Here is a 26,784-nt window from a genome sequence, read left to right as displayed (position 1 = left end):
CCGAACCCCCTGCGGCTCCCGTCATCCCGTCTCCACCCGCTCAGGGCCGGCCAGCACGTCCCGCACCGAGGTCCACCCGGCGAGCGCGTTCCGTACGTCCGCCCGGGTCTCCTCCCCCAGCGCCTGCGCGTGGGCCCGCTCCAGCACGTCGTCCAGGCGCTCGACCCGGCCGCTCGTCGCGGACCGCACCGCCGCCTCCACCATCGCCAGGCTCATCACGTTCTCGTGCACCTCGCCGGACGGCGGCTCCCCCGTCCGGAGCGCCCGCACGAACACCTGCAAGGCGCCGGCGATCCCGGAGTACGACGAGCCGGCCGCTTCACCGGCAGCCACCTCGGCGTCGAGGACCGGCTCGTGGTCGCCGTCCCAGAGCGCGGTGCCCCTCTCGCCGCTGACCCGCCAGGTCCCGTTCCACGAGGTGATGTCGCCGGGACTGCACCAGCTGCCGTTGTAGACGTACCGGGTGCCGCCCTCCATCTCGAACACCACGGTCGCGTTGGCGTCCCCCGCGAACCAGCTCCACGGCGGGTTGTACGACTGGCAGTACGCCGTCACCGGCTCGGCCCGGAGCAGGAAGCGCGCCGAGTCGAAGGCGTGGATCGCCATGTCGACGAGCAGCGGGTACGGCATCAGATCCCGAAACCCGCCGAACCGCTCGGACCGGAAGAACGCCGTGCTCACTGTCCCGATCGCGCCGAGCCGCGCGGTCATCCCCCGCAGCGCGGCGAGCTGCGGGTTCCAGCGGCGGGACTGGCTGACCATGAACAGTTCGCCGGTGACCTCCGCCGCTGCGGCCATGGACAGCGCCCGGCTCACGTTCTCCGCGACCGGCTTCTCACCGAGCACCGGCAGGCCGGCGAACAACGCCGCGGTGGTCACCGGATGGTGCGCCTCAGGGATGGTCACGTTGATCAGCGCCTGGGCGCCGGTCTGCCGGGCGAGGGCGACGGCGTCGGTGCCGACCGGGAGATCCGGCAGGCCGGCCGCGTCGGCGGCGTCCCGGGCCAGCGCCACGTCCAGGTCGGCGATGCCGGCGAGCGTCACCTCGGGCGAGTCGGCGACGGTGGCCAGCCAGGCCCGGCCCATGCCGCCGGCGCCGGCGATGACCACCCGGAGCGGGTCCGCCGGGCTGCAGGGGATCGTCCGGAAGCTCACTGGAGCGGTCCCGTGTAGCCCTGGCCCTGGAAGAACTCGCCGGTCGCGTACCGCAGGAGCACGGGATGGCTCCGTTCCGGCCGGTCGGTGCGGGCCCAGGCGACGCCGTTCGCGATGACCCGGCGCACGTCCTTGTGATGGTAGGTGGGGTACGCCTGGTCCCCCGGCCGGAAGTAGAAGATCTTGCCGTGGCCGCGGCGGAACGTACAGCCGCTGCGGAACACCTCCCCGCCGCTGAACGAGCTGACGAACACGAGCTCGTCCGGTGCCGGGATGTCGAAGAACTCCCCGTACATCTCGTCCTCGTCGATGATCAGCGGGTGCGGCACGCCCTTGGCGATGGGGTGCGTGGGGTCGACCGTCCAGATGAGCTCACGGTCGTGCTCGTCGCGCCAGCGCAGGGTGCAACTCGTCCCCATCAGTTTGGTGAAGATCTTCGACCAGTGCCCGGAGTGCAGCACGACGAGTCCCATCCCGGACAGCACGTGCCGGTGGACGCGCTCGACGACCTCGTCGGTGACCTCGTCGTGCGCCGCGTGCCCCCACCAGGTGAGCACGTCGGTGTCGGCCAGCACCTCCTCGGTCAGGCCGTGCTCCGGGTCGTCGAGCGTCGCGGTGCGGACGACGCAGCCGTCGCCGAGGTTCTCCTCGATGCCCTCCGCGATCGTCGTGTGCATGCCCTTCGGATAGATCTTCGCCACGTGCTCCTCGATCTGCTCGTGGCGGTTCTCGCCCCACACCGTCACACGCAGCGGGCCGGGCGTTCCGTTTGTCATGTCGAACCTTTTCTGCTGGGGGTTGCTGGATTCACTTGACGGCGCCGGCCGTCGTTCCCGCGGCGACATAGCGCTGGGCGACGACGAGCAGCACGATGGCCGGGATGGAGGCGAGCACGGCGGTGGCCATGACCGAGCTCCAGTCGTTGACATATGTCCCGATGTAGGTGTAGAGCCCGAGCGTCACCGGGCGCACGTCCTCGGTCGTGGTGAGGGTGAGGGCGAACAGGAAGTCCGCCCAGGAGAAGAGGAAGGTGAACAGGGCCGCGGTGATGAGCGCGTTGCGGCTCATCGGCAGCACGATGGAGACGAACGTCCGGACGTGACCGGCCCCGTCGACCCGGCCGGCCTCCAGGACCGCCGGCGGAATGTTGGTCATGAACGCGCGGACGATCAGGATCGCGAACGGGATGCCCGCGGTCGAGTCGGCGAGGATCAGGCCCGGGACCGAGTTGAGCAGCCCCAGGTCGTTGTAGGCGGTGTAGAGCGCGTTCGCGATGACGATCCCCGGGATCATCTGCGAGATCAGGATCCCGAAGAGGAACGCGCCCGCGAAGCGGACCTTGAACTGCGCCAGTGCGTACGCCGCCGGCATCGCGATCAGCAGGCTGAACACGACCGAGCCGAGGGCGACGACCAGGCTCGTGACCAGGTTGCGGCCCTGCTGGCCGAGCGCGGTGGCGTAGCCGTCGAAGCTGAGGTCGAGCGGCAGCCACGGAGTGCCGACCGCCGAGCCGCCCGGCTGCAGCGAGACGTTGACCATCCAGTAGATCGGGAACAGCAGAACGGCGAGGATGACGATCCCGACGACGGTGCTGCCCCAGCCGGCCTGGGTGCGCCTTGCGATGGTGGTCATGACGGCCTCACTCGTCCACGGCACGCCGGTTGGCGCGCAGGTAGAAGATGGCGAACACCAGGGAGATCGCGATCAGGATGTTGCCGAGCGCGGCACCCTGACCGAAGTCGAACTGCTGGAACGACAGGTGGTACGACTGCGTGGCGATGGTCTGGCTGGCGTTGGCCGGGCCGCCGCCGGTCAGCGCCAGGATCACGTCCAGCACCTTGATCGTGTAGACCACGCCGAGCACCAGCACGACACTTACCACCGGGCGCAGCAGCGGCCAGGTCACATACCGGAACCGCTGCCAGCCGCCCGCCCCGTCCAGCGCGGCCGCCTCGTACAGGTCCTCCGGGATGTCCTGGAGCCCGCCGTACAGGATGGTCAGGTTGAACGGGATGCCGATCCAGATGTTCACCAGGATCACCGCCACCAGCGCCAGCGAGGTGCTGGTCAGCCAGCCGGGGTGGTCGCTCGCCACGCCTATGGCGGCCAGGAACCGGTTGAGCGCGCCGTTGTCCTTGTCGAGGATCCACCGCCAGACCGCGCCGGAGGCGATCAGCGGGATCAGCCACGGCAGCAGCAGCAACGACCGGAGCACACCGTTGAGCGGGAAGCGGCGCCGGAAGAACATCGCCAGGGCCAGACCGATGACGAACTGCGCGGCGATCGAGCCGGCGGTGAACAGGACGGTGTTCAGCATGGCCTTGCCGAACACCGGGGAGGACACCACCGCGGCGTAGTTGGCGAACCCGACCCACGGCGCCTCGCCGGTGTAGAAGGTGCTCGTCGTGTACTCCTGGAAGGCCATCAGGAAGTTCTTGACGATCGGGTAGCCGAAGAACGCCACCATGTAGATCACGGCCGGGGCCAGGAACAGCACCTGCGCGGCGCGGTTCTGGAAGTGGTGCGACTGCCAGAAGCGGGGTCCGGCGACCGCCACGGTCGCCGGTGGTGGACTTGTCTGACGTACCATCGTGGGCTGTTGTGGGTGCTCAACCATTCTGGGCCGTTTCCAGGGCCTTGGCCGGTGTGGCCTGCCCGGTCAGCGCGGACTGGAACGCGGTGTAGATCTTCGTGGCCGCCTTCGGCCAGTCCGCGCCGAGTTCACCGGTACGCGCCCGCGCGGTCGGGATCTGGTCCACGAAACCGGCCATGTTCGGGTTGCTCGAGCTGAACTTCTCCAGCAGCGCCGTCTTGGTGGGGATGGTCTGGGTGCCCTTGGCGAGGCTGAGCTGGTTGTCGTCCGAGTTGAGACAGGCGACGACCTTGGCGGCCTTGGCCTGCTTGTCCTTGTTCCCGGTCTGCGGCACGGCCCACGTCTCACCGCCGAGCGGCGCGACGATCGGTTTGCCCGCGACCGGTGCCGGGATCGGCGCCACCTGGTAATTGACGCTCTTGTCCTCGTCCAACGCCGGGAACTGCCACGGCCCGTTGACCGCCATCGCGGCCTTGCCCGCCCGGAACTGGTCGTTGACGTCCGCCTGGGTCCAGTTGAGGGCGGACTTCGACACCGAGCCGTCGTTCATCAGGTCGACCCACAACTGCACCGCCTGCGCGGTCTGCGGCGTCGCGATGTTCTTCTCGTCGCCACCGTTGGACCACATGAACGGCAGGAACTGCCAGGTGCCCTCGTAGTTCGCCGGTGCCGAGAACGCCAGCCCGTACGTGCCGCCGGAGGTCAGCTTCTTGGCCGTCGTCCGCAGCTCCGCCCAGGTCGTCGGCGGCTTCACACCCGCCTTGTCGAGCAGGTCCTTGTTGTAGAACAGCCCGATGGTGTTGGTGATCGGCTGCAGGCCGTAGAGCTTGCCCTTGTACGTCGAGGCGCTGACCACGCCCTCCACGTACCCGTCGGCCTTGAGCCCGAGGTCGTTCAACGGGGTGAGGGCACCGCTCTGGGCGATCTGCTGCAGATCGGGGTTGTCCAGCATCAGGACATCCGGAAGGGTCCGCGAGGACGCCTGCTGGAGCACCTTCTGGATCAGGGTCGCGCCGGGCACCGCCTCGCGCTGGATGGTGACACCGGCCTGCTTGCCGCAGGCGTCGATGGCCTTCTGCCAGACCGTCTTGCTCGGCTCGTTGTTGTAGTAGTCGAGCACCCGCAGGGTCGAAGAGTCGCCGCCGCTGTTGGAGCCGCCGCCGTTCGAGCCGCCGCCGCAGGCGGTGAGTGCGAGGGGCAGGGTGAGCATCGAGGCGAGCGCGGCCTGGGCGCGGCGGGATCGGGGGGAGCGGATCATGTCGTGTCCTTTCGGATACGGAAGATTTCCGGGGCGGATCGAGTCTCTGTCGATACGTATCGACTGCGGCTATGTGAGGGGTCCGTCGATACGCATCGACGATGCGTATCGCGGGCCTGTGACGGCTGATCAGTTGGAGGGAGTAGGCATCACGGTCGTACGACGGGTGAGTCGAGGCGCGACCAGGTCGATTGCGGGACGTTCCACCCCAGAACTTGGATCAAGTAACCAGAACAGCGTCTCCATCGCGCGCCGCGAGACGTCGCGCGGTTCCCCGGAGACATTCGTGTACGGCGGATCGGACTGCTCGGCCTCGCGGTCGGTACTGAGTCCGATGAGGGAGATGTCCCGGCCCGGCACGACGTCCCGCTTCCGCAGCGCGTTCAGCAGCGGCACGATCGCGTCGCTGTGCGGCACCAGTACTCCGAGCCGCTGATGTTTGTTAGTCCATCGGGCGAGGAGCTGATCGACCGCAGCGGCCTCCTGTCCACGTTCCACCGGTTCGATCACCGTCAGCGGAAGGCCGCGCACCCGCGCCTGCCGCCGCGCCGATCGCAGAACACGGCCGACGAAGTTCAGGCCCCGCTCCATCGACGAGGCCGGGTAACCCATCACGACGATCTCGTCGTGCCCGGCGCCGGCCAGCTCGTCGACGGCCATCCGGGCCGCCGCCTCGAAGTCGAGGTCGACGCAGTGCAGCCCGGCCGGGTCGGCCGGCACACCGATGAGCACCACCGGAACGGACAGCCCGGCGGCCACCGGGACCCGCTCGTCCTGCTCCTCGATGTCCATCATGATGATCGCGTCGCACAGGGCCCGTCCGGCGAGGCGCCGCAGACCCGCGGAGCCCTCGTCCGCGGTCACGAGCAGAACATCGTGATCGTGGGCGCGGGCCGAGCTGGTGATGGTCTCGATGAACGGCAGCAACCCGAAGGTGTCGCCCCCGATCCCGAAGCGCACGACCAGTCCGACCACACGGGTACGACGCCCCGCGAGAGCCCGGGCACCGGCGTGCGGTTCGTAGGTGAGCTGTTCCATCGCGTCAAGGACCCGCCGCCGTGTGCGCTCGGAGATGGGCCGCTTGCCGGTCATCACATAGGACACGGTGCTCTGCGAGACACCGGCGACACGCGCGACGTCCTTGCTGGTGAACGCCGCCATGACACCCCCTGGAGGAAATCGTCGATGCGTATCAATCGCCAGTGCCGATACGCTACGACGGCGATCCTCTGAGTCACAAGACATCTCCCCGCAATATTTCTGGAATCCCGCTGAATCGTCTGGTTGCGCGGGAATCCTGCCGCTGCGACCCGAGGCGCCGGCAGGCAAGGGGCATCGGCCGCGTGCCGTGACACTCGCGGGTCTGGCCAACGACGTCCGGCCGGTCACCCTCGACAGGCTCGTGGTGGCACCGGAATTGCTCCGGGAATGCACTTGCATCGGGCACCGAACGCGTTTACACCTGAATGCAGGAGTCCGTTCAGGAATTCTCTTTCAGTAAACAGCTGAATACTTTGCGGGAGAGGCAATGTTACGTGCCATTCGCCCTGGTCGCGCGGCATGTGCGGCCATTGCAGCAATCGCCGGGGTGATCTTTATGGCCGCTCCCGCACATGCGGACGTAGGACGGCTCACATTCTTCGCCGACACGGCTTTCTCCCAGCCGACGACCAACATTAGCTACAGCTCCTGTGATGCCTTTATCGGCTTGGTCCCCGGCCAGCAGGTCGGTTCCTTCGACAACCGGCCACCGTCCGGCTGCCAGGTGATCCTCCATGCGCTGAGCGGCGACCTCACGCTCTGCGTCGGCCGCGCCATCGTGCCGCCTGCCCTTCGCCGCGCGTTCTTCTACGAGATCCGCACGGGCGCCAGCGTGCCCTGCGCCGTCTAGCGGTCGCCGAGTGCGCCCTTACCTCCGTCCGCTTTTCCCGCGGGCATGCCACAACACCACCGCGTCGCAATCGACCTCCACCTCACCAGGTCGCAGCTCACGGCCTGGCAGAACCACTAGTAGAGGTCGCACCAGCCGTTCTTCAGCGTCTGGCCGGTGAGGCGGTCCATGGCGTCGTAGTCGGCGCTCAGGTCACCGACAGTGGTCGGGCGACCGGCCAGGTCGTGGTCCATGTCTTCGGTGCGCGAGGTCGCGTGCGGGTGGGGCGATGAGTTTTCGGGGTTCGCCGCCTCTGTACAGATAGGCCCACGAACGGCGCGGGCCGGTTCTGGACGTCCATGGGAGGTCGCCGGGATGAGCAAGGCGGTTGTGATCCGGTACGAGACACGGGCCGACGCGGCGGAGGAGAACCAGCGGCTGGTGGAGCGGGTGTTCGACGAGTTGAACGAGGCAACTCCCCCGGGGTTTCGTTATGCGGCTTTCCGGCTGGCCGACGGGGTGAGTTTCCTGCACGTCGTGATCAGCGAGGGGGATGACAGCCCGCTGTCGCGGTTGCCGGCGTTCGCGGAGTTCCAGCGGAGGGCGTCCGAGCGCATGGCCGGGTCGCCGACGCGATCTGATGCCGCGCTGGTCGGTTCCTACCGTTTCTGCGCGCCGTGAACAGAGAGAAGGAGCAGATCATGAATCTTCCCAAGGTCGTATCCCGCGAGGAGTGGCTACCGGCCCGGCTGGAGCTCCTGGCGCAGGAGAAGCAAGCCATGCAGGCGCAGGACGCGGTCACCGTACGGCGTCGCGAACTGCCGATGGTGCGGATCGACAAGGAGTACGCGTTCGAAGGTCCTGCTGGTCCGGCGCGTCTGGTCGATCTGTTCGAAAGCCGTCGCCAGCTGCTCGTCTACCACTTCATGTTCGACCCGAGCTGGGATGAGGGCTGCCCGAGCTGCTCGTTCGCGGTCGACAACGTGGGCCGCCTGGAGCATCTGCACGCCGGCGACACCACGTTGGCGCTCATCTCCCGCGCGCCGCTGGACAAGCTGGAGAAGTTCCGGGCGCGGATGGGATGGACGATCCCGTGGTACTCCTCGGCCGGGACCACCTTCAACTACGACTTCCACGTCACCAACGACGAGTCCGTCGCGCCCGTGGAGTACAACTACAAGGACAGGGCGACCTTGGAACGGGAGGGCCTGACCCACGCGCTGCAGGGCGACGCCCAGGCCGTGAGTGTCTTCCTCCGCGACGGCGACACCGTCTACCACACCTACTCGACGTACGGACGCGGCGCCGAGGTCATGTTGAGCACCTACCACTACCTCGACCTGACCCCGCTCGGGCGGCAGCGCTATGTCACCGAATTCCCCTACCACGACACCTACGGCGACCGCTCCCGCCCCCATTCCCACCACTGAGCCACGGACGGCAAGGCGGGTGATGCCGCGAACCGCAGGCGTCACCCGCCGCCTCGAACACGGAAGTCATCGAATGATCGAGTCAATACCCATCAGGTGGGTGCTCGCCCTCCTGCTGGCGGGCACCGCGCTGTGGTTCCTGTCGCGCTCCGCGCGACCCGGCTCCGGCGGCGGCGAGAGGATCTCCCATCTGGCCCATGCCCTCATGGCCGCGACAATGATCGCCATGATCTGGCCGATGGGATGAGGGGCGGGGCGATGGCGGGCACACGTCAGCTCCAGGCGGATATCGCCGATTCGCCCGGCGAGGCGTTCGCCAGGCTGAGCGAGCCGTTCCGGCGGGAGCTGCTGGCGTACTGCTACCGGATGCTCGGCTCGATCCACGATGCCGAGGACGCGCTCCAGGAGACCTACCTGCAGGCGTGGCGGGGCTACGACGGCTTCGAAGGGCGTTCCTCGGTGCGCACCTGGCTGTATCGGATCGCGACCCGGGCATGCCTGAAGGCGCTGCAGGGCGGCCGGCGGCGGCCGTTGCCCTCCGGGCTGGGCGGCCCCAGCGACGATCCGGACGAGACGATAGGCCCGAGACCGCCGGAGGTGCTGTGGCTGCAGCCCGCTCCCGACGTTCTGTTCGGCACCGATCCGGCCGCGGTCGTCGAGGCCAGGCAGACCATGAGACTGGCGTTCATCGCCGCGTTGCAGTACCTGCCCGGCCGCCAACGTGCCGTGCTGATCCTGCGCGACGTGCTGGCCTGGCGGGCGAGCGAGGTCGCCGACCTGCTCGGTGTCACGACCGCCGCGGTCAACAGCGCGTTGCAGCGCGCCCACGCGCAGCTCAGCCAACTCGCCCCCGATCAGGAGGGGATCACCGAACCGGCCGAACCGGACCGGCGGGCGCTGCTCGACCGGTATGCCGCCGCCTTCGAGAACGCCGACATCGCCACCTTGACGGAGGTGCTGACCGAGGACGCGGTCTGGGAGATGCCGCCGATCCCGACGTGGTTCGCCGGCCGGGAGCGGGTCGGGCGATTCCTGGCCACCAGGATCCGGGCATCCGGTGACCACCGGATGGTCCCGACATGCGTCAACGGCCAGCCCGCGTTCGGGTCCTACACGCGCGACCGCGACGGCGTGTACAAGGCGCACGCGATTCAAGTGCTGACCGTTTCGGCCGTGGGCATCGCGCGGATCGTCGCGTTCCTCGACCCCGGCCTATTCCCCCTCTGCGGGCTGCCGCCCACCGCTGCCGCCGAGTCCATGCGGTAACGCGGACCGGCCTGCCGGTTCATCACGTGGCGCTGCGACAGGCCCACATCCCGGCCGGCCTTCCGTCCGCCAGCCAGATGAAGCGGCTGACCGGCCCGCCGGGGTCGGGGCCTTGACGAACGCGACCGCAGACGGCGATCCGGTCGGCATCGGCGAGCATACGGCCGATGTGGAAGCGCAGGTCTGGTCGGGATGCTTTGATCCGCTCGATCGAACTGACACGGATGCGCAACGGCGGCGCCCTGGTCGAGCAGGCTCTGTCCCGGCAGGGCCGCTGGCAAGTCCGCATCGACGGCGCCGGTGACGTCAGGTTCATCATCTGCCACAACCCCGACCAGCAACTGCGTGACCAGCACGCAACGCACGCGAGCAGGCGATCACGCGGATCGAGGCCGAACTGGAGCGGATCAAGGCCCAGCGCGAAAGGTCTTCCCCCACCTCGAACACCCCATCCGCGCGCAGGTGCTGATCTGCTGGCTCGCCCTGCTGCTGACCCAGGTCGCCAAACGCGGATGCGAGCGAAGATGGCCTCGGATCCACGCGTGCAGAGTAGAACAGCATGTGTAATTTCCCGCTACGAGCCCGATCTGGTGCAAAAATATTTGATAACAGCCCAAGACGATCTAGACCTTTGATCCGGGCGCCCCGTATCGTCGCCGCATGACGACTGTGCTCTGCGTACCACAGTGGCAAGGCTCAGCATCCAGCAAGGCGCCGCAGCTGATGACCGGTGCCCGCCGCGCCGCCGAACTCGTTCCGGCCGACGCGGTGGTGACCGTGCCGGTGCTTGAGACCGGCGGGGACAAGACAGCCGGGATCCGCGCGTTCGACGCGCTGGTGGAGAACCAGCAGCTGACGCGGAAGGCATTGGCCGCCATCGACGACCGTGTGATCACCATCGGCGGCGACTGCGCGGTCGACATCCCGTCCATCGCCGCTGCCCACGCCCGCTATGGGGACGCTTTGACAGTGCTGTGGATCGACGCGCACCCGGACGTCTACAGCCCGCAGACCCTGCCATCGGGCGCCTTCCACGGGATGGTGGTACGCGCACTACTCGGAGACGGACCAGCTGCCCTCACACCGGAGCAGCCCTTGAGCCCCGAGCAAGTGATCATCGCTGGAGAGCGGGCAGGCGACGCGTCCGAACACGAATACCTCGCGAAGACCGGCCTGCGCAGGTACGGCGTCGACGACCTGGAGCGCGCGTTCGACGGCCTGCACGGCCCCGTGTACGTACACATCGACCTGGATGTCCTGGAACCCACCGCCTTCGGCGCGACCTGCTACCCGGAGCCGAACGGCGTACAGCCACAGCGACTGATCGACCTCGTCTCCCAGGTGAACGACATCATCGGAGCCGCCATCACCGAACACGCTCCCTCCAGCGACGACGTCAACCCCGACGAGGCCGACGTGATCCACCGGCTGGGCGCCGCGCTGACACACTGACGGCCGACATATCCACGCCTTCTTCCGCACCCACTCACCCGACAACAAATTTTAGATCACATGTTCGATTCATGTGTCACGCGACCAGGTGCTACTCGGGGAGTCCGGACAGCGCCATGCCCACCGGGGTGCTCTCCCAATGCGTCATCAGCCGAGCATGAACCGTTCGGGGTGATGCGATTCGTGGCGCCGACCGCAGGATGGTGGCGCGGGTGGCAAGACGTTCACGGCGCCCGTTGTGTCGGGAGCCGCGAGTAGCACCCAGGCGCAGTCGACGACCTCAAGGTGGGGTGGCACAGTGCTCAATTCCCAACCTTCCTGGCGGTGTTGGCCGCCGAGCCTCAGCATGCGGCTCGGCGGTTCGGCGGTTCGGCGGTTCGGCGGTTCGGCGGCGGAAGAAGTGCAGCAGGCCCGGGACCTGCACCCGAAGATGCTGCGCGTCACCACCGTCACCGAGCCCCTCAACCCCGGCATTCCCGGCTAGTGACACAGCCGTAGCCGGACCGGCAGACTGTGCCGGTCCGTTCCCGATCATGATGAGAGCGCCCATGAAACGCTGGATCACCCTGATGGCCGTGACCCTGGTCTCCGCCGCGCTGGTCGCTCCGCCCGCGCCCGCCCAGGCCGCCGTCGACCCGGTCTCCACGCTGAAGAAGCAGATCGCCAAGCGTCAGGCGGTGCGGGTGGTGGAGTTAGGCGGCCTGTACCTCGGCCGCGACCAGGACATCTTCCAGGTGGAGAACCGCGGCGTCCTGATGCTCGGTGGGACGGGGGTAGGCGCGGCCGACATCACCCGTACCCTCCGCCCCGGTTTCCGGATGCGCGACCAGATGAAGACGGGCGCCTGGGACGCGGCGAAGGTGGGGACGGAGTCCAAGCCCAACCGGTCGATCGCGGTGAACGGACTGCTCTATCGGTCCGGTCCGCTGTACGCGCCTGTGCTGCCCGAGGGGAGGACGTGGGCGGCGGCGGGCCGCAGGAGTGCCACCGCGGCGGCGTACGGGGACCAGTTGATCAACGTCTTTGAGCCTGCCACGCTGAAGACGCTGCTGGCCATGGCTTCCAGCAAGCGCCCCCAAACGTACGGATCCGACCTGAAGGCCACCATGTACCGGGGCACGATCACCTTCCGGCAACTGCACGCGGTCTCTCCCACCTTCCGCGCCCTGATCGGCACCCGGCCCTTGGCGAAAGTCGCCGCAACGAAGATCAGCTGGATGCTGCACATCGACGACGGCCGAGGCCAGGCCCTCACCCTGAGCACCGGCTGGCCCGTCTCCGGCGGTCGCCGGGCGGGGGTCTTCTCCCAATATCCCGGCCGGGATCACCCGAGAACGCTGGGCATGCGCGTCTCGACGCCGCGTCCCGCACAGGTGGCGCCGGAATCGTCGCTGACGGGGAAGCTCCCCCGTCCCAGTGCCCTGCTCGACTTGACCTTCCCTTCGGGCGCGTAGGCAGCCGCCCCGAGCCTGCGACGCACGCCTTTTCACCGCTGACGCCGGCGAACGGCAAGATCAGCGTGATCGCGGCGCCCACACCGGCTCCGGCCGCGAGCGTGGTACGGACACTTTCGATCCGCGCCATCGCCGCCTCGGCACCTTTTAGCGGCGGCAGTACCAGTAATTGAGGCAACCATGAGGAAGGCAACGGGCGTACTCCTGGCGCTCAGCATCCTCTGCTCTTGCAGCAGTCGGGGTGAGCCCCGCGAGTACACCGTGGACACGCCCGTTAACCAGGTGAGCCTTTCCCGGGAAGGCACCGTTCTGACTGCGGAGGTCATGGGTGTGGCCGGGATTCCCAGGGGCACTCCCTGCACGAAAGTCGGTCGAGCCGAAGCGGTGGAGACACCAACCACCGTTACTGTTCGAGTTGATCTGACGCACTGCGCTGGCGGCTCTGCGGGCACCCCCATAGTGGGTGCCGGCTGGAGCCACACGGTAGATATCCCGCTCAAGTCCGCCCTCGGTAAGAGGACCGTCCAAAACACGAAGGGTCACCGCCTCAGGGTCAAACGCCTGAAGTGACGGAGTCTCGCCGGACAATCCGGGCGGTCGGCGAGGCCCCTGCCCCCTGACGCACCGTTGTAAGTTCTTCAGTCCCGAAATCGAGGCTGGCCAGGAGCCGGACCAGGCTGGTTAGTTTGGGTCCCGGTCTCGACCGGTCGATGGCCATCTGGTCGGTCAGTGGTCAGGCCCGGCAGGTGGCCGGGCCGACGGGAGCCGGTTGGTGGTGGGGCCGACGGGGGCCGGTTGGTGGTGGGGCCGGTTGAGGGCAGGGCCGGTTGAGGGCAGGGCCGGTTGGGTGTGGGGCTGCGGGATGAGGTGCACAGGTCAGGCCGCCGTTTCGTGGTCTTCGTCGAGGATGTTGATCAGGGGGATCAGCCAGCCCGCGTGAACAGGGCCCATCGCGGTGTCCAGTTCGGCCGGGGTGGGGAGGCGGTCGAGCAGGGTGGCCGGGGAGAGAAGTTGCTGGAGGGCGTGCATGAGGAGGTTGGCCATCGAGTAGCTGGGGTCGGTGGTCAGGGCGCGTTCGAGGGCGATGGTGGCCAGGACGCTGTCGCCGGCCCGCCAGGAGGCCATGGCCAGCAGGGACGCCACCGGTGGGATGAAGCGCGGCTCCAGGCGGCGGGTGAGATCTTTCCAGAGGGTGGCGTGGGTGTCGCTGGCGAGGGTCCAGGCTTCGTCGCGGATTCTGATCACCGCCAGGTCCAGGCCGAGTCTGGCCGCTTCCGCGTCGTCCAGGCGGCCACCTGCGGCGTGGGTGGCCAGGGCGGCGCGGACTCTGATGATGCCCCGGGCGACGAACTGCTGGGCGAACGCGTTCACGTCCGTGCTGTCCATCAGTCTGGTGCGCAGGTCGGCGACGGCCTCTGCTGTGGCGCGGCGCATCGCGACCCGGATGGGGCCAGTGATGGGGGCGATGGTGCGTTCCAGGCTCTGGCGGTTGGGGAGGGCCACCAGGCCGTGCACGGTCGCCTCGGCGGCGATCTGGGTGGTCGTGGGGTCGTACGGGGTGCCCTCGGGTGGGCAGCAGTGCGGGGTGTCGCAGATGTAGGACCAGTAGCGGCTGTCTTCTGCCCGTAGTGCCTCGTCCACGCCGACGCCTGACCTGGCGGCCAGGTGGCGGGCCTCGTCCACGGCCGGGGTGACCCGGTCTCCGGGGCCGTAGCCGATCACGATGATGTGGGTGATGGCCTCCCGCTCGAACAGCGCGGCCAACGGGTCGAGCGTGCCCGGCGGGAAGGGCAGGGGCCAGCGGGTCGCCACCTTGGCCTGGCCATGGGCGAGGCCGAGCACGATCAGGCTGTCAACCGGGTGAAAGCCCACGAGATAGGGCACCGCGGCCAGGACGTCGGTGGGGCTGGTCAGGGTCAGGCAGGGCTCGGAGGCGTTGGTCGTCATGAGGCATGAGGGTGCCTGGGCGGAGGGGGTCCACGACGCGCCGAACCGCATTCTGGGGATGACGGGGTGAAGGTGGAGCAGGGTTGTGGACGACCGTGTCGAGCGGTCGTGGTCAACAGGCGGTGCGAGCCAGCGGTCAGTGACGAGGCTGAGGGGTCAGGGAGTGGGCGTCGGGACCAAGGCGGTCGCGGACGAACAGGGCCGCCCCCGCCACCGCCGCCGGCATCGCGATGACCGCCACGAACGGCACCAGGAACAGCAGGAACACCACCACCCCGAACCCAAGCGCCCCCGCCTTGTTCCCCCGCAACAGCGCGAACCGCTCCTTACGCGCCATCCCCCGCCGCTCCAACGCCAGCGTCGTCAGCTCCACCGTCAGGAAGAACCCGGAGACCAGGGCCCCCAGCACCGGCGCCACCGTCTGCCCGACCACCGGCACGAACCCCAGGAAGAACAGCGGCACGGTGAAAAGCAGCACATAGCCCAACGTCACCAGACTGTCCCGTAGAGACCGGGGCAGGGTCCGCCACCACGGCTGCTCCTCCGCCCCCGGCAGCGGATCCACCGTGGCCGACAGCTTCTCGTAGAACGGCTCCCCCACCGCCAGCGTGAGCGCCGTGAAGGTCAGCACCGCCAGCGCCAACCCGCCGAGGACCAGCGCGATCGCGATCATCGTCCGGAAGAGGTCCCGCCACCCCCACGTGTCGGCGAATGGGGTAAGAAATTCCGCCATATCGGTGGCGTTCGTGCCGAGGAAGATCAGCGCCACCACATAAACCACGAAAGCCAGCAGCGCCGGGATCAACCCGAACAGCCACCACCGGCCGTGCTTGGCGACCCAGCCCACACCCTGCAGGAAGAAGCCGACACCCGCCACGAAGTCGCGCACTGATCGCATGCCCGGCAGGCTAGCGCCAGAAAGAGGTCACCGCGTAGCCCAATTCGTCGAACAGGCTGCGGACGAGCGGCAGCGAGATGCCGAGCACGTTGCCGTGGTCGCCCTCGATGCCGTCGACGAACCAGCCGCCCCGCCCCTCGATGCTGAACGCCCCGGCCAGGCCGAGCGGCTCGCCGGAGTCGGCGTAGGCGGCTATCTCCTGGTCGGACGGCATGCCGAAGTGGATCACGGTGGTGCACACCTCGGCCACCTGCCGGCCCGCGGGTACGTCGATGACGCAGTGGCCGGTCACCAGGCGTCCGGTCCGGCCGCGCATGATCCGCCACCGCTCGGCCACCTCCTCGGCCGTGGCCGGCTTGCCGTACGGCCTGCCGTCGAGCTCGAGGATGGAGTCGCAGCCGATGACCAGTCCCTCGTCCAGCCCGCTCGCGACCGCCGCCGCCTTCGCCTTGGCGAGTTCTAGGGCGAGCGCCGCGGGCGAGTAGGCGGAGTAGGACTCCTCGTCGACACCGCTGACGATTACCTTGGGGTCGAGTCCGGCGCTGCGGAGCAGGGCCAGCCGGGCGGGGGACGCTGAGGCCAGGACGATCACCGCATCAGCTTACCGTTCACCGATCGAGGTTCGGCTGCCCGGGTGTGTCGATGGAGTCGTTGTCGAAGATGCCGGCGAGCAGGTGTCGCAGCTCGTCGGGCAGCGTGGCGTCCTCCTGGTTCAGGGCTTCGGCGACGGCCTCGGTGCCCATGCTCCCGCGGGTCGCCCGTACGGCCAGCAACGACATGATCATGGGCGCGACCAGGGGCAGCAGCCTCATGATCGAGCGGGAATCCACCCCCACCAACCGGGACAGTTCCTCGGCCGCCTGCTCGGTGCCCTGCCCGCCGAGTACGTGCCCCAGGATGCTCAGCCCGTCACGCGACAGCGACGCCACGTCGCCGTTGAACGGGTCCGCGTCCACATGGTCGTCCAGCGCGCCGCGCAGCGCCTCCGCGCCGTCAGGGTGCGCGGCGTTGCGGGCCAGGCCGCCCACGATCGTTCCGGACACCAGCGTGAGCGTGTTGTGGGCCGTGGCGATATCGGTGCCGAGCAGCCCGGCGACCTCCTCCAGCCCGGCATCGCCGAGCTCTGAGAGAAGCTCGTCGTGGAGTGTCACACAGTAGACGTGCCCGGCACGGCGTCTAGCTACGTTCCGGCCTTGTCCAAGGTCCCGGAAAGCCCGGCGGCGGCGTAGGCACTGACCTCGTCGAGCGTCTCGTGCTCCAGCAGGGCGGCGACGATGGCGTCGAGTTTGTCGCGGTTGTCGCTGAGGACGCGCAGCGCGCGTTCGTAGCACTCGTCGACGATCCGCCGCGCCTCCTCGTCCACGGTGGCGAGCATGGCGGGCGACGCCTGCGGGGGCTGGCCGTCGTTGGGCAGGATGGTCAGCGGGCCGACCTTCTCCGACATGCCCCAGCGCCCGACCATGCCGCGGGCGATCATCGTGACCTGCTCCAGGTCGTTCTCGGCGCCGGTGGTGATGACGCCGAACACAACCTGCTCGGCCGCCATGCCGCCGAGCGCGCCGGTGATGCGCCCGCGGAGATACTGCTCGTCGTAGGCGTAACGGTCGGTGTCGGGCGTGGACAGCGTGACGCCGAGCGCCCGCCCGCGCGGGATGATCGAGATCTTCCTGACCGGGTCGGCGCCCGGCTGCAGCATGCCCAGCAGCGCGTGGCCGGCCTCGTGGAAGGCGGTCCTGGTGCGCTCCTCCTCCGGCATGACGATGCTACGGGCCGCGCCGAGCTGCAGTTTCTCCAGGGCATCGGCGAAGTCGGCGATGCCGACCTTCTCCTTGCCGCGCTTGGCGGCGAGCAGCGCGGCCTCGTTGACGAGGTTCGCGAGGTCGGCGCCGGTCATGCCGGGCGTGGTCTTGGCGATCTGGTCGAGGCTGACCTCGCCGTCGAGCGGCACGCTCCTGCTGTGTACGGCCAGGATCGCGGTACGGCCGGCGGCGTCGGGCAGCCCCACCTGGACCGTGCGGTCGAACCGGCCCGGCCGCAGCAGGGCCTGGTCGAGGATCTCGGGCCGGTTCGTGGCCCCGATGACGATGACGCCCTCGACCCCGGAGAAGCCGTCCATCTCGGTGAGGATCTGGTTGAGCGTCTGCTCGCGCTCGTCGTGCCCGCCGATGCCACCGGCGCCGCCCCTGGACCGGCCGACGGCGTCGATCTCGTCGATGAACACGATCGAGGGGGCGACCTTGCGCGCCTCCTCGAACAGGTCGCGCACCCGTGACGCGCCCACGCCGACGATCATCTCGATGAACTCCGACGCGCTGGCCGAGAAGAACGGCACGTTCGCCTCACCGGCCACGGCGCGGGCCAGCAGCGTCTTGCCGGTGCCGGGAGGCCCGGCGAGGAGCACGCCCTTGGGCAGCTTGGCGCCGAGCCTGCGGTATTTGTCGGGGTCCTTCAGGTAGTCGACGATCTCGACGAGCTCGTTCTCGACCTCGTCGATGCCCGCCACGTCCTCGAACGTGGCCCGCACCTGCCCCGCCTCGACCGGCTTGGCCGCCTTGGACCTGCCGAGGCCGCCCAGCCCGCCGCCGCCCATCATGCTGGCGCCCCGGCGCATGACCCAGATCCAGAGCCCGGCCAGCAGCAGCACGGGGAACAGGGAGAGCAGCAGGTTGAGGAAGAAGCCGCGCCCGCCGTTGATCGGATCGGCCTTGATGTCGACCCCGGAGCTCTCCAGCTGCTGGTAGAGCTGGTCGTTGTTGGCGAAGGCGGGGATCTCCGTCTTGAACTTCGTGTACGACTTGTTGCCGCTGTCGGGGTCCTTTGCCGCGGCCCGCAGATCGCCCTCGACCGACAGGCCGGTCGCGTAGATGTCCTTGACGTTCTTCGACGTCACCTGCTTGGTGAACTCGGTGTAGGACACGGTCTCGACGGAGCCGGAGTCGAAGAAGGACGAGACCAGGAAGAACGCCGCGTAGACGACGAGCAGCGTGATGACGAAGCGCCACCAGTTGATCTTCGGGCGGCCGCCGCCGGCCGAGCCGGGCAGCCCTTCCGCGCGCCAGGGCGGCTTGGGCTTCTCCCTGTCAGGCGCCTGCGGCTTGCCCGAGCGCTTGTCAGGCACCTTTGGCTGACCTGAGCGTTCCACGGCGTCACTCCCCCATATCGCCGCACCATGATCTTCTAGCCTAGAACACGCACCCCGGAAACCACGCGCGTGATGTCACGCCACCTGGTCCGCTGTGAGTCCGGCACTGTCACGAACGCCAGCCCCGGCTTGGCCATTCCCCCGTCGAGCACCACCACGGCCGCCCGGGAGACGTGCTTGCCGTACCGCACCTGATAGACGAGCAGCCAGCCGCCCTTGTCCGGCTGGGAGGCCAGCCAGCGGATCCGCGCGCCCTTGGGGTGATGGTTGAGCGTCCAGCGGGCGGCGAGCAGCGCGGTGTCGCGCACCGACTTCTGCGCCTCGATCGGGAGCGGGCAGGTGACGAGCATGCCCCGCTGGTTCGAGCCGCGCCGCAGCGGGAGCACCTGCTTGCTGGTGAACGGCGCCGCGTGGTGCGCCTTCCACGGCTTGGCGAGCCTGGGCACGGCCAGTCCGGTGCGCTTGTCCTGGAACACCCGCTTGCCGGGCTTGGCCATCGCCACCCGCCCGGGCTTCTTCGGCAGCTTGGGGAGCCTGCGATCGGCGTACAGGGCCTCCATGGCCGTGTACCCGGGCGCCAGCGACGAGCCGGGAGAGGGCGTCGTCCGGGGAGCGGGCGCCGCGGTCGCGGAATCAGCCGCCGAAGGCGTCGCCGACGGTTCGGCCGAGACTGAAGCCGAGGCAGAAGGGGCGGGCCCGGACGAGGCCGGCACGGTCGATGGCGCGGCAACCGGCCGTGCGGCGACCTCGTCCGGCCGCGACGGGAGCAGCATGACCAGCGTGGCAGCGACGACCGCCACCGCGGTCGCCACTGCGAGCCCCCGGTATACATCCCGCATCCGCATGTCGCCGATGCGAGAGCGCCTGGGCGGAGAAGCAGGGGTTCCCGGTCTGGCAGCAGTTCTCACACGGGAACCTTTGGTCCCATCATCCCCATCGAGCACGATCGGGAGCGTACGACAAATCCCAGCATTCCGCTTATGAAGCTACCGAAGTGCAATCATGGCTTCGTGGAACAGGTGGAGCTCCGATTTGACCCGGCCTCTCAGGCTTCCGAAACGCACACGAACCTCTCCGCACTGCGGCACGACGGCACGGGCCTGTGGGTAGCCGGTGACGAGACCGCCACCATCGAGCATCTGGCCTGGTCCGGGGCACACTACGGCGGCCAGCGCACCTTCCGGCTGGCCGACTACGTACCGCTCCCCGCGGGCCCGGAGGACGAGGCGGACATCGAGGGCCTGGCCCGGGCGGACGGCCACCTGTGGGCCGTCGGCTCACACAGCCTCAAGCGCCGCCGCGTCAAGTCGAAGGACCCGGCCAAGGCCGTCAAACGGCTGGCGAGCGTGATCCGCGAGGAGAACCGCTTCGTCCTGGTACGCCTGCCGCTGGACCCCGCCACCAACGCCCCGCTGCCGGGAGCGATCCTGTCGGGCCGGCACAACCTGGCCGCCCACCTGGAAGACGACCCGCACCTCGCGCCGTTCCTCGCGCTGCCGGGCAAGGACAACGGCCTCGACGTCGAGGGCATCGCGGTGCTGGACGAGCGGGTCTACCTGGGCCTGCGCGGCCCGGTGCTGCGCGGCTGGGCGGTGGTCCTGGAGATCAGTCCGGTCGAGACCGAGCCGGGCAGGCTGCGGCTGAGCGCACCGTACCGCAAGCACTTCCTGAACCTGGGCGGGCTGGGCGTGCGGGACCTGTGCCCGTACGGCCGCGACGTGCTGCTGCTCGCCGGGCCGACCATGGACCTCGACGGGCCGGTACGCGTCCTGCGCTGGCGGGTCCACCGGGCCGGCGACGTGGTCCCGGCGGAGGAGCTGGAGACGGTCGCCGAGCTGCCGTACGGCATCGGCTGCGACCATCCCGAGGGGATGGCGTTGCTGCCGGACGGCAGACTGATGATCGTCTACGACAGCCCGTCGCCCGAGCGGATCACCCCGGCGGGCGGCGTCCTGGCCGACGTGATCACGATCTAGCGACCCGCCCATACAGCCACGGCGCGTCGGCGACGAACGTACACGAGCCCGGCTCGATCTCGGTGAACCCGGCGTCGCGCACCACCGGCAGCCCCGCCGCCACCATCGACTCGAAGTCGGCCGCCGCCGCGGTGCGCACGGACACGCCCAGCCCGGCCGCCCGCCAGGCGGCACGCTCTGCCTGGTCGCTGGCCCACCAGGCGAGCTGGGCGGCGTGCCCGGCCTGGGCCATGGCCTTGCCCGCCGACATGGCGAGCCCGGGGTTGGCCCACAGGATCGGCGGCTCCGCGGGCGTGAGTTCGCCGCCGTCGGTCAGCTCGGTGCCCGAAACCTGCAGCCTGGCGAGGTCTCTCGGCCAGTCGTCGAGCGGCACGGGCGGGTGCACGCGCACCTCGGCCGTACGGTGCTCGATGGTGCGGCCGGGCAGGGCGACCGCCCTGCGCCACTCGGCTCCCCTGGCCCGGCGCACGACCTTGCGGATCTTGCCGGTGGACTGCCAGGCGTGCAGCTCCTCACCCCACTCGCCGGGGTCGTCGAGCAGGCTCAGCACCGCCATCGCGGCCGCCTCCAGCGCGTCAGTACGCTCGGGCGGCGTCGCTCTCTCGATCCTGACCACCAGGGGCAGGACCATCAGTTCAGACTCGTTCATCGCCCTTTAGCATGCCCGATCGCCAGGGACATGCCGGCGGCCAGGAGGCAGAGCGCACCCGAGGCGTACCAGGCCAGGTCGTAAGCGCCCAGGTGGTCGCGGGTGAGCCCGGCGCCCACGGCGGCGAACGCGGCGCCGATCTGGTGCGAGCCGAACACCCAGCCGAACACCACTGCCCCGTCCGCCCCGTAGATCCGGCGGCACAGCGCCACGGTCGGCGGCACGGTCGCCACCCAGTCCAGCCCGTAGAACACGATGAAGATCAGCATGCTGGGCTCGGCGGTCGCCGCGAACAGGCCGGGCAGCACCATCAGCGACAGGCCGCGCAGCCCGTAGTAGACACCGAGCAGGATCTTCGGATTCACCTTGTCGCTGAGCCAGCCGGAGGCGATCGTGCCCGCGACGTCGAAGATCCCGATGACCGCGAGCAGTCCCGCCGCGACCGGCTCGGCCATGCCATGGTCGTGCGCGGCGGGGATGAAGTGGGTGCCGACCAGGCCGTTCGTGCTGGCTCCACAGATCGCGAAGCCGCCCGCCAGGAACCAGAACGCCCGGGTCCGCGCCGCCGACCTGAGCACCGTGAGTGCTCTCACGGCCGCGTTCACCTGGACGGGCGGAGTACGGACCGTGCCGGGCTCCGCCCCCAGCGCCGTGGTGCCCACGTCCTCCGGATGGTCGCGCAGCAGCCACCATACGAACGGCACCACGGCCAGCGCGGCTCCCGCCACGGTCAGCGAGGCCACCCGCCAGCCCGGCCCCTCGGCCAGCTGAGCGAGCAGCGGCAGGAAGACCAACTGCCCGGTGGCGCCCGCCGCGGTGAGCACGCCGGTGACGAGCCCGCGGTGCCTGACGAACCAGCGGTCGGTCACCGTCGCCACGAACACCAGCGCCATGGAGCCCGTGCCGAGCCCGACGAACACGCCCCAGAACAGCAGCAGCTGCCAGCTCGCCGTCATCAGCACCGTGAGCCCGCTGCCGGCGGCCACCAGCAGCAGCGCCAGGGACACCACCCGCCGCATCCCGAACCGGTCCATCAGCGCGGCCGCGAAGGGCGCGGTCAGCCCGTAGAGCACCAGGTTCACCGACACCGCGAGCGAGATCGTGCCCTTGGTCCAGCCGAACTCCGCCTGGAGCGGGTTGATCAGCACGCCGGGGGTGGCGCGGAACCCGGCGGCGCCGAGGATGGCCACGAACGCGACGGCCGCGACGAACCAGGCCCGATGCAGCCGTCTGGTGCGGGTGGTGGTGCTTATGGTCATCCGCTAATCCTGATTTATCCACACTTGATGCCGCGAGTGGCCGGAAAGCCAATATATGCAAGAATCCGGCCATGGCCCATCGCGTCGCGGTCCTCGTCCTGAACCACTTCGCCCCGCTTGACCTGGGCGTTCCCGGTCAGGTCTTCTGGTCGGCGGAGTCACCGTCGGGCGAGAAGCTCTACGAGGTCGTCACCTGCTCCCCCGGCCGCGAGCCGGTCCGCTGCTCGGCCGGATACAGCGTCCTGCCCGACCACGACCTGGACGTTCTGGACACGGCCGACACCGTTCTGGTCCCCGGCATCCACGCGGGACGCGCGATGAAGGACGGCACGATCCCGCCCCACCTGCGCGAGGCGCTGCAGGGCCACGAGCGGATCATGTCGATCTGCACGGGCGCGTTCGTCCTGGCCGCGGCGGGCCTGCTGGACGGCCGCCCCGCCACCACGCACTGGCGCGAGGCTCCCCGCTTCGCCGAGCTGTTCCCCAGGGTCGAGCTGGACCCCTCGGTCCTGTTCATCGACGACGGCGACATCCTCACCTCGGCGGGCGTGGCGGCCGGCCTGGACCTCTGCCTCCACGTGATCAGGCGCGACTTCGGCACCGAGGTGGCCAACCGGGCGGCCCGCCGCTGCGTCATGCCTCCCTGGCGGGAAGGCGGCCAGGCCCAGTACATCGACCGCCCCTTCCCCGACCCGACCGGCACCAGTACGGCGCCGACCCGCACATGGATGCTCGCCCACCTGGACCAGCCGCTCGACCTGGACGCCCTGGCCGAGCACGCCAGGATGAGCGTCCGCACCTTCACCAGGCGCTTCCGCGAGGAAACCGGCATGAGCCCGTCGCGATGGCTGACGAAACAACGCGTCGACCACGCCAGGCACCTCCTGGAGACCACGGACGCGGGCGTGGAGGAAGTGGCCCGCAGAGCCGGTTTCAGCACCACGGTCTCGCTCCGGCAGCACCTCCACGCCGCGGTCGGGGTCGCGCCGCTGACCTATCGGCACACCTTCCGGCGCTAGGGAAGCCACGGTCAAGTGGACGCACGTAACGGCGGCCGGCCCCGTGCGGGTTCAGCGGGCGTTTTCCTGGAGGCCCTCAGCCACGTGCGGCGGGTGGCGGTGGGGGCGGCTTTGCCGTAACGGATGGAAGGGGTTTTCCAGAAAGCCCGGCCACGTGGGGCCGGATCACTCGAAGAGGTCTGGTTGTTCGCGGGTGATCTGGTCGTGCAGGGGCTGGTAGTTGATCCAGCCGACCAGGTCGTTGCCGATCTGCCGGTGGGTGAGCGCCGCGTTGTCCGGCTCGATGGGCACCACCTGCCCCGCCGCCTGAGCGACGAGTTGCACCTGCGCCGAGCGTTCCATCGTGATGAACCACCACGCCGCCGCGTCCACGGTGTCGCCCACGGTCAGCAGCCCGTGGTTACGCAGGACGACGGCCTTGTTGCCGCCCAGCGCGGCGGCGATGCGCTTGCCCTCCTCCAGGTCCGTCACCACGCCCGTGTAGTCGTCGAAGAGCGACACGTCACCGTAGAACGCGCAGGCGTCCTGCGTGATCGGCTCGATGACCCGCCCGAGCGCCGACAGCGCGCGCCCGTACACGGAGTGGCTGTGCGCGGCCGCCACGACGGCGGGCCTGGCCTGGTGCACCTGCGAGTGGATGGCGAAGGCCGCCTCGTTGACGGGGTAGCGGCCCTCGACGACCTTGCCCTCGTGGTTGACGAGGATCAGATCGCTCACCCGGACGTGCTTGAACGACATGCCGAACGGGTTCACCCAGAAGTGGTCGGTCACCTCGGGGTCGCGGGCGGTGATGTGCCCCGCGACGCCCTCCTCGAAGCCGAGCTTGCCGAAGATCCGCAGGGCGGCGGCGAGGCGTTCCTTGCGATGCCGCCGCTCCTCCTCGACCGTCTCGAACGTCGGCGGCAGGCGAAAGATCAGGTTCTCCGGCATGAGCCCTCCTAGAGTCCGGATCAGGTTAACCGAACCAGGTTCTGACAGCCTCGTCCAGTGACTCGTCCGGGGTGCCGGCCCAGGCCACGTACCCGTCCGGGCGGATCAGCAGCGCGTCGGCGGGCGGCGCCAAGCACTTGGCCGTGACCACGTCGATCCGGTCGCCCCACGTGTCCGCCCGAAGCGGCTCCTGAAGGCCTCCGTCGAGGTCGAGCAGAAGCGGCCGGCCCGTCCGCATGAGCGTGGCCAGAGACACAGGCTCCAGCTCGAGGTCCGGGACGAAATGGCCGGTCAGCGGGTGTGCGGGGGCGGCCGTGGGATAGGCGACATCCGCACCCGACATGAGCGCAGATATACGGCTACGGGCGCTCTCATCCTTGAGGAGCTCACCGAACACCTCGCGCAGCGCCGTCACCTCCGGCCCCGGCGACATGAGCGCGAGCTGGGCCTTGCTGTGCGTGGTCACCCGATCGGCGGCCAGGTGACGCTCTCGTTCGTAGCTGTCGAGCAGGCCGGGCGGCGCCGTGCCGCGTACCGTGGCCGCCAGCTTCCAGCCGAGGTTGGCCGCGTCCTGCAGGCCCAGGTTCAGTCCCGGCGCACCGACCGCCGAGTGCACGTGGGCGGCGTCCCCGGCCAGCAGCACCCTGCCCGCGCGGAAGCGGTCGGCCACCCGGGTGTTGCGCCCGGTGAGGCGGCGCAGCAGGTGCGGTCCCGGCCCCGGCGGGGCGGCCAGCGGGATGTCGGCCCCCAGCACCCTGGCCAGACTCTCGCGCAGCTCGCCGAGCGTCATCTCGACGTCCTCCCCGGGATCGTCGCCGTCCCACTCGACGCAGCTGATCGTCAGCACCTCGGGACTCAGGGGCAGCAGGCCGTACGCGCCACGCTCGGTGCGGTGCCAGGCGTAGAGGCTGACCGTGCCCACGCCAGGCAGGTCCAGCTCGGCACGGTCCATCCGGATCGTCGCGGTCGGTAAGACGACGTGGGCGGCACGCGAGGTGATGGAGGCGGAGTTCGTGCCGGGGAAGCCGATGCCCGCCTGCTTCCTGACCGTGCTGTGGGCGCCGTCGCAGCCGACCAGATAGCGGGTGCGCAGCCGGTCGCCGCCGTCCAGTTCGAGTGTCACGCCCTCCTCGTCCTGGGTGAACGCGGTCAGCTCCCGCCCACGCCTGATCTCCACGCCCAGCTCACGGGCCCGCTCCTCGAACAGCTCCTCCAGACGGGCCTGCTTGATGCCCATGCCGTACATCGTGTTGCCCTCGACCCCGGCCAGGTCGAGCGGCAGCGCGCCGAACAGGAACATCGGGATCGGCCGCGGCGGCTCGGTGACACCCAGGAAGCGCTGGTAGAGGCCGCGCTGGTCGAGCAGCCTGACGACCTGCCCGATGATGCCGTTGGCCTTGGGCGCCTGACTCCGCTCCGGCAGCCGCTCCAGCACGATCGGCCGTACTCCGGCCAGGGCCAGCTCACAGGCCAGCATCAGCCCGTTGGGGCCACCACCGGCGATGACGACATCCGCGGTCATTGGGGCACTCCTCGCCTCATTGGGTCGGGCTGGGTGGACGGGTCGGGGAGGCCGGCGGCGAGTTGCCGCAGTGCCTCTTCGATCAGGGGTAGGAGCGGCACGGCGGGCTCGACGCTCAGCCAGTAGCGGACGGCGGCCTGCGTGGCCCCGATCACCGTCGTGGCGACCAGTTGCGGGTAGAAGTCGCGCTCGGGGTCGGTCCCGGTGCGCTCGGCGACGGCCGCGGCCAGCTCGCCGTCGGCGGAGAAGAGCAGCCGCAGCGACTCCCCCTCCATGGCGGGCGCACTGGTCAGCAACCGCAGGGGCTCCCGCACCTCGGGGCCGGGTGGCAGCATCGTCCGGCCCGCGCCCTCCCACGGCGCCAGCAGGGCCCGCGTCAGCGCCTCCCACAGCGGCTCGCCCGGCGGCCTGTCGCGCAGCACCTGTGCCGAACGTCTGATCCGGTCGGTGTGGCGGGCGGCGAGCGCCTCGTACTTGCTGGAGAAGTAGTTGTTGAACGTCCGCGGCGACACTCCCGCCGCCTCGGCGATGTCCTCGACCCGCACGTTCTCGAGACCCCGCTCCAGAGCGAGCTGGAGCGCGGCCGTCATCAGAGCGTCGCGGGTCGCCTGCTTCTTGCGTTCGCGTAGCCCGGTCATGGCTCCTAGGGTACAGAACTTTGCGGACTCGGCAAATTTTCTGAGTGCGCAACATCTAGCCCCACGCAGACCAATAGGCAATCTTCCGATCACAAAGAAGCGGGAAAGGGCATTCCCGAACATCAACGTGAATAAAGCCCACCCTCGCCGCCCACGTAACACTCAGCACCCAAGAGGACATAACCACCCAACCAACTCCCCCTCCCGCAAACGCGAAGAGATTACGCGATACATATGCGATCATCGGCTAGGATCAAGCGTCACTTCATAAACCCTGAAGAATGACGCTTTATAAGCACATGGGCGAACTATGCACACATTACCTT

28 protein-coding genes and 1 pseudogene are annotated in these 26,784 nt (G+C 69.2%); 11 read left to right on the top strand and 18 right to left on the bottom strand.

Features of this window, described 5'->3' with window-relative positions; translation table 11 throughout:
- Nucleotides 1-21: 21 nt before the first annotated feature.
- The 6 genes from KME78_RS27005 to KME78_RS26980 all read right to left on the bottom strand — a co-directional run bounded on the left by KME78_RS27005 (nucleotide 22) and on the right by KME78_RS26980 (nucleotide 6,167).
- Nucleotides 22-1,155: a Gfo/Idh/MocA family protein gene (locus tag KME78_RS27005; RefSeq protein WP_219532155.1), complete on the bottom strand. Its 1,134-nt coding sequence runs from the start codon at nucleotides 1,153-1,155 to the stop codon at nucleotides 22-24.
- Nucleotides 1,152-1,931, bottom strand: coding sequence for a ThuA domain-containing protein (locus KME78_RS27000; protein WP_219532153.1), 780 nt, complete (start codon nucleotides 1,929-1,931; stop codon nucleotides 1,152-1,154). The genes KME78_RS27005 and KME78_RS27000 overlap by 4 nt, the downstream gene beginning before the upstream one ends.
- Nucleotides 1,932-1,962: 31 nt before the next feature.
- Nucleotides 1,963-2,787, bottom strand: coding sequence for a carbohydrate ABC transporter permease (locus KME78_RS26995; RefSeq protein WP_219532152.1), 825 nt, complete (start codon nucleotides 2,785-2,787; stop codon nucleotides 1,963-1,965).
- Nucleotides 2,788-2,794: 7 nt separating this feature from the next.
- Entirely contained in the window at nucleotides 2,795-3,745 is a 951-nt protein-coding gene (locus KME78_RS26990) for a carbohydrate ABC transporter permease (protein WP_219532151.1), read from the bottom strand.
- A 19-nt stretch (nucleotides 3,746-3,764) separates the two neighbouring features.
- A complete protein-coding gene (locus tag KME78_RS26985; RefSeq protein WP_219532149.1) occupies nucleotides 3,765-5,006 on the bottom strand; it encodes a sugar ABC transporter substrate-binding protein in 1,242 nt (413 codons plus the stop codon).
- Nucleotides 5,007-5,135: 129 nt separating this feature from the next.
- Nucleotides 5,136-6,167: a LacI family DNA-binding transcriptional regulator gene (locus tag KME78_RS26980; RefSeq protein WP_219532147.1), complete on the bottom strand. Its 1,032-nt coding sequence runs from the start codon at nucleotides 6,165-6,167 to the stop codon at nucleotides 5,136-5,138.
- A 367-nt stretch (nucleotides 6,168-6,534) separates the two neighbouring features.
- Here KME78_RS26980 and KME78_RS26975 point away from each other — a divergent pair, with 367 nt between their 5' ends.
- The 5 genes from KME78_RS26975 to KME78_RS26955 all read left to right on the top strand — a co-directional run bounded on the left by KME78_RS26975 (nucleotide 6,535) and on the right by KME78_RS26955 (nucleotide 9,572).
- On the top strand, nucleotides 6,535-6,897 hold the full coding sequence (locus tag KME78_RS26975; protein ID WP_219532145.1) for a hypothetical protein: 363 nt from the start codon (nucleotides 6,535-6,537) through the stop codon (nucleotides 6,895-6,897).
- A 354-nt stretch (nucleotides 6,898-7,251) separates the two neighbouring features.
- Nucleotides 7,252-7,557: a hypothetical protein gene (locus KME78_RS26970; RefSeq protein WP_219532144.1), complete on the top strand. Its 306-nt coding sequence runs from the start codon at nucleotides 7,252-7,254 to the stop codon at nucleotides 7,555-7,557.
- A gap of 20 nt (nucleotides 7,558-7,577) precedes the next feature.
- Complete coding sequence (locus KME78_RS26965) at nucleotides 7,578-8,306, top strand: DUF899 domain-containing protein (RefSeq protein ID WP_219532143.1); 729 nt, start codon at nucleotides 7,578-7,580, stop codon at nucleotides 8,304-8,306.
- A gap of 73 nt (nucleotides 8,307-8,379) precedes the next feature.
- Nucleotides 8,380-8,553 carry a hypothetical protein gene (locus KME78_RS26960; RefSeq protein ID WP_219532142.1) on the top strand — a complete coding sequence of 58 codons (174 nt, stop codon included), beginning with the start codon at nucleotides 8,380-8,382 and terminating at the stop codon, nucleotides 8,551-8,553.
- Nucleotides 8,554-8,564: 11 nt separating this feature from the next.
- The gene (locus tag KME78_RS26955; RefSeq protein WP_219532141.1) at nucleotides 8,565-9,572 is read left to right on the top strand and encodes a sigma-70 family RNA polymerase sigma factor; all 1,008 of its coding nucleotides are present in this window, start codon (nucleotides 8,565-8,567) and stop codon (nucleotides 9,570-9,572) included.
- 22 nt (nucleotides 9,573-9,594) lie between these two features.
- Here KME78_RS26955 and KME78_RS26950 read toward each other — a convergent pair whose 3' ends face one another.
- Nucleotides 9,595-9,804: a hypothetical protein gene (locus tag KME78_RS26950; RefSeq protein WP_219532140.1), complete on the bottom strand. Its 210-nt coding sequence runs from the start codon at nucleotides 9,802-9,804 to the stop codon at nucleotides 9,595-9,597.
- Here KME78_RS26950 and KME78_RS68460 point away from each other — a divergent pair.
- From KME78_RS68460 to KME78_RS26935, 4 genes and pseudogenes are all read left to right on the top strand, one after another.
- Nucleotides 9,794-10,112: pseudogene (locus tag KME78_RS68460) on the top strand (hypothetical protein); the annotation flags it as partial. The gene KME78_RS26950 and the pseudogene KME78_RS68460 sit on opposite strands and share 11 nt — an antisense overlap.
- A gap of 120 nt (nucleotides 10,113-10,232) precedes the next feature.
- A complete protein-coding gene (locus tag KME78_RS26945) occupies nucleotides 10,233-11,024 on the top strand; it encodes an arginase family protein (protein WP_219532139.1) in 792 nt (263 codons plus the stop codon).
- 346 nt (nucleotides 11,025-11,370) lie between these two features.
- Nucleotides 11,371-11,508 (top strand): hypothetical protein, encoded by a 138-nt coding sequence (locus KME78_RS26940; protein ID WP_219532138.1) that lies wholly within the window; start codon nucleotides 11,371-11,373, stop codon nucleotides 11,506-11,508.
- Between the two features lie 64 nt (nucleotides 11,509-11,572).
- On the top strand, nucleotides 11,573-12,478 hold the full coding sequence (locus KME78_RS26935; protein ID WP_219532137.1) for a hypothetical protein: 906 nt from the start codon (nucleotides 11,573-11,575) through the stop codon (nucleotides 12,476-12,478).
- A gap of 876 nt (nucleotides 12,479-13,354) precedes the next feature.
- Here the strand turns inward: KME78_RS26935 and KME78_RS26930 are convergent.
- The 6 genes from KME78_RS26930 to KME78_RS26905 form a co-directional block, all read right to left on the bottom strand.
- Nucleotides 13,355-14,425, bottom strand: a complete 1,071-nt coding sequence (locus KME78_RS26930) for a DUF4192 domain-containing protein (protein WP_219532136.1) — start codon at nucleotides 14,423-14,425, stop codon at nucleotides 13,355-13,357.
- Nucleotides 14,426-14,561: 136 nt separating this feature from the next.
- Nucleotides 14,562-15,323, bottom strand: a complete 762-nt coding sequence (locus KME78_RS26925; RefSeq protein WP_219532135.1) for an EI24 domain-containing protein — start codon at nucleotides 15,321-15,323, stop codon at nucleotides 14,562-14,564.
- A 10-nt stretch (nucleotides 15,324-15,333) separates the two neighbouring features.
- Nucleotides 15,334-15,915: a Maf family protein gene (locus KME78_RS26920; RefSeq protein ID WP_219532134.1), complete on the bottom strand. Its 582-nt coding sequence runs from the start codon at nucleotides 15,913-15,915 to the stop codon at nucleotides 15,334-15,336.
- 16 nt (nucleotides 15,916-15,931) lie between these two features.
- Complete coding sequence (locus tag KME78_RS26915; RefSeq protein ID WP_219532133.1) at nucleotides 15,932-16,474, bottom strand: DUF937 domain-containing protein; 543 nt, start codon at nucleotides 16,472-16,474, stop codon at nucleotides 15,932-15,934.
- Nucleotides 16,475-16,503: 29 nt separating this feature from the next.
- Nucleotides 16,504-18,441: an ATP-dependent zinc metalloprotease FtsH gene (ftsH, locus tag KME78_RS26910; protein ID WP_219532132.1), complete on the bottom strand. Its 1,938-nt coding sequence runs from the start codon at nucleotides 18,439-18,441 to the stop codon at nucleotides 16,504-16,506.
- 59 nt (nucleotides 18,442-18,500) lie between these two features.
- The gene (locus KME78_RS26905) at nucleotides 18,501-19,310 is read right to left on the bottom strand and encodes a hypothetical protein (protein WP_219532131.1); all 810 of its coding nucleotides are present in this window, start codon (nucleotides 19,308-19,310) and stop codon (nucleotides 18,501-18,503) included.
- Nucleotides 19,311-19,475: 165 nt separating this feature from the next.
- Here KME78_RS26905 and KME78_RS26900 point away from each other — a divergent pair, with 165 nt between their 5' ends.
- Nucleotides 19,476-20,441, top strand: coding sequence for a DUF3616 domain-containing protein (locus tag KME78_RS26900; RefSeq protein WP_308127147.1), 966 nt, complete (start codon nucleotides 19,476-19,478; stop codon nucleotides 20,439-20,441).
- Here KME78_RS26900 and KME78_RS26895 read toward each other — a convergent pair.
- Together KME78_RS26895 and KME78_RS26890 are read right to left on the bottom strand one after the other, a co-directional pair.
- Nucleotides 20,431-21,090 carry a peptidyl-tRNA hydrolase gene (locus KME78_RS26895; RefSeq protein WP_246651925.1) on the bottom strand — a complete coding sequence of 220 codons (660 nt, stop codon included), beginning with the start codon at nucleotides 21,088-21,090 and terminating at the stop codon, nucleotides 20,431-20,433. The genes KME78_RS26900 and KME78_RS26895 overlap by 11 nt on opposite strands.
- Nucleotides 21,087-22,349: an MFS transporter gene (locus KME78_RS26890; protein WP_219532129.1), complete on the bottom strand. Its 1,263-nt coding sequence runs from the start codon at nucleotides 22,347-22,349 to the stop codon at nucleotides 21,087-21,089. Before KME78_RS26890 ends, KME78_RS26895 begins: the two co-directional genes overlap by 4 nt.
- Before the next feature lie 71 nt (nucleotides 22,350-22,420).
- Between KME78_RS26890 and KME78_RS26885 the strand changes: the two genes are divergently transcribed.
- A complete protein-coding gene (locus tag KME78_RS26885) occupies nucleotides 22,421-23,368 on the top strand; it encodes a GlxA family transcriptional regulator (protein WP_219532128.1) in 948 nt (315 codons plus the stop codon).
- A 165-nt stretch (nucleotides 23,369-23,533) separates the two neighbouring features.
- Here KME78_RS26885 and KME78_RS26880 read toward each other — a convergent pair whose 3' ends face one another.
- From KME78_RS26880 to KME78_RS26870, 3 genes are read right to left on the bottom strand one after another with little or no spacing between them, the layout of a single operon-like run.
- The gene (locus KME78_RS26880) at nucleotides 23,534-24,298 is read right to left on the bottom strand and encodes a class II aldolase/adducin family protein (protein ID WP_219532127.1); all 765 of its coding nucleotides are present in this window, start codon (nucleotides 24,296-24,298) and stop codon (nucleotides 23,534-23,536) included.
- 25 nt (nucleotides 24,299-24,323) lie between these two features.
- Nucleotides 24,324-25,820, bottom strand: coding sequence for an FAD-dependent monooxygenase (locus KME78_RS26875; protein WP_219532126.1), 1,497 nt, complete (start codon nucleotides 25,818-25,820; stop codon nucleotides 24,324-24,326).
- A complete protein-coding gene (locus KME78_RS26870; RefSeq protein ID WP_219532125.1) occupies nucleotides 25,817-26,458 on the bottom strand; it encodes a TetR/AcrR family transcriptional regulator in 642 nt (213 codons plus the stop codon). The genes KME78_RS26875 and KME78_RS26870 overlap by 4 nt, the downstream gene beginning before the upstream one ends.
- Nucleotides 26,459-26,784 lie beyond the last annotated feature (326 nt).

The organism is Nonomuraea guangzhouensis (genome assembly GCF_019396345.1).
GTDB lineage: Bacteria > Actinomycetota > Actinomycetes > Streptosporangiales > Streptosporangiaceae > Nonomuraea > Nonomuraea guangzhouensis.
Note: the sequence above shows the minus strand (reverse complement) of the source record. Positions and strands in the feature narration are given on the sequence as shown.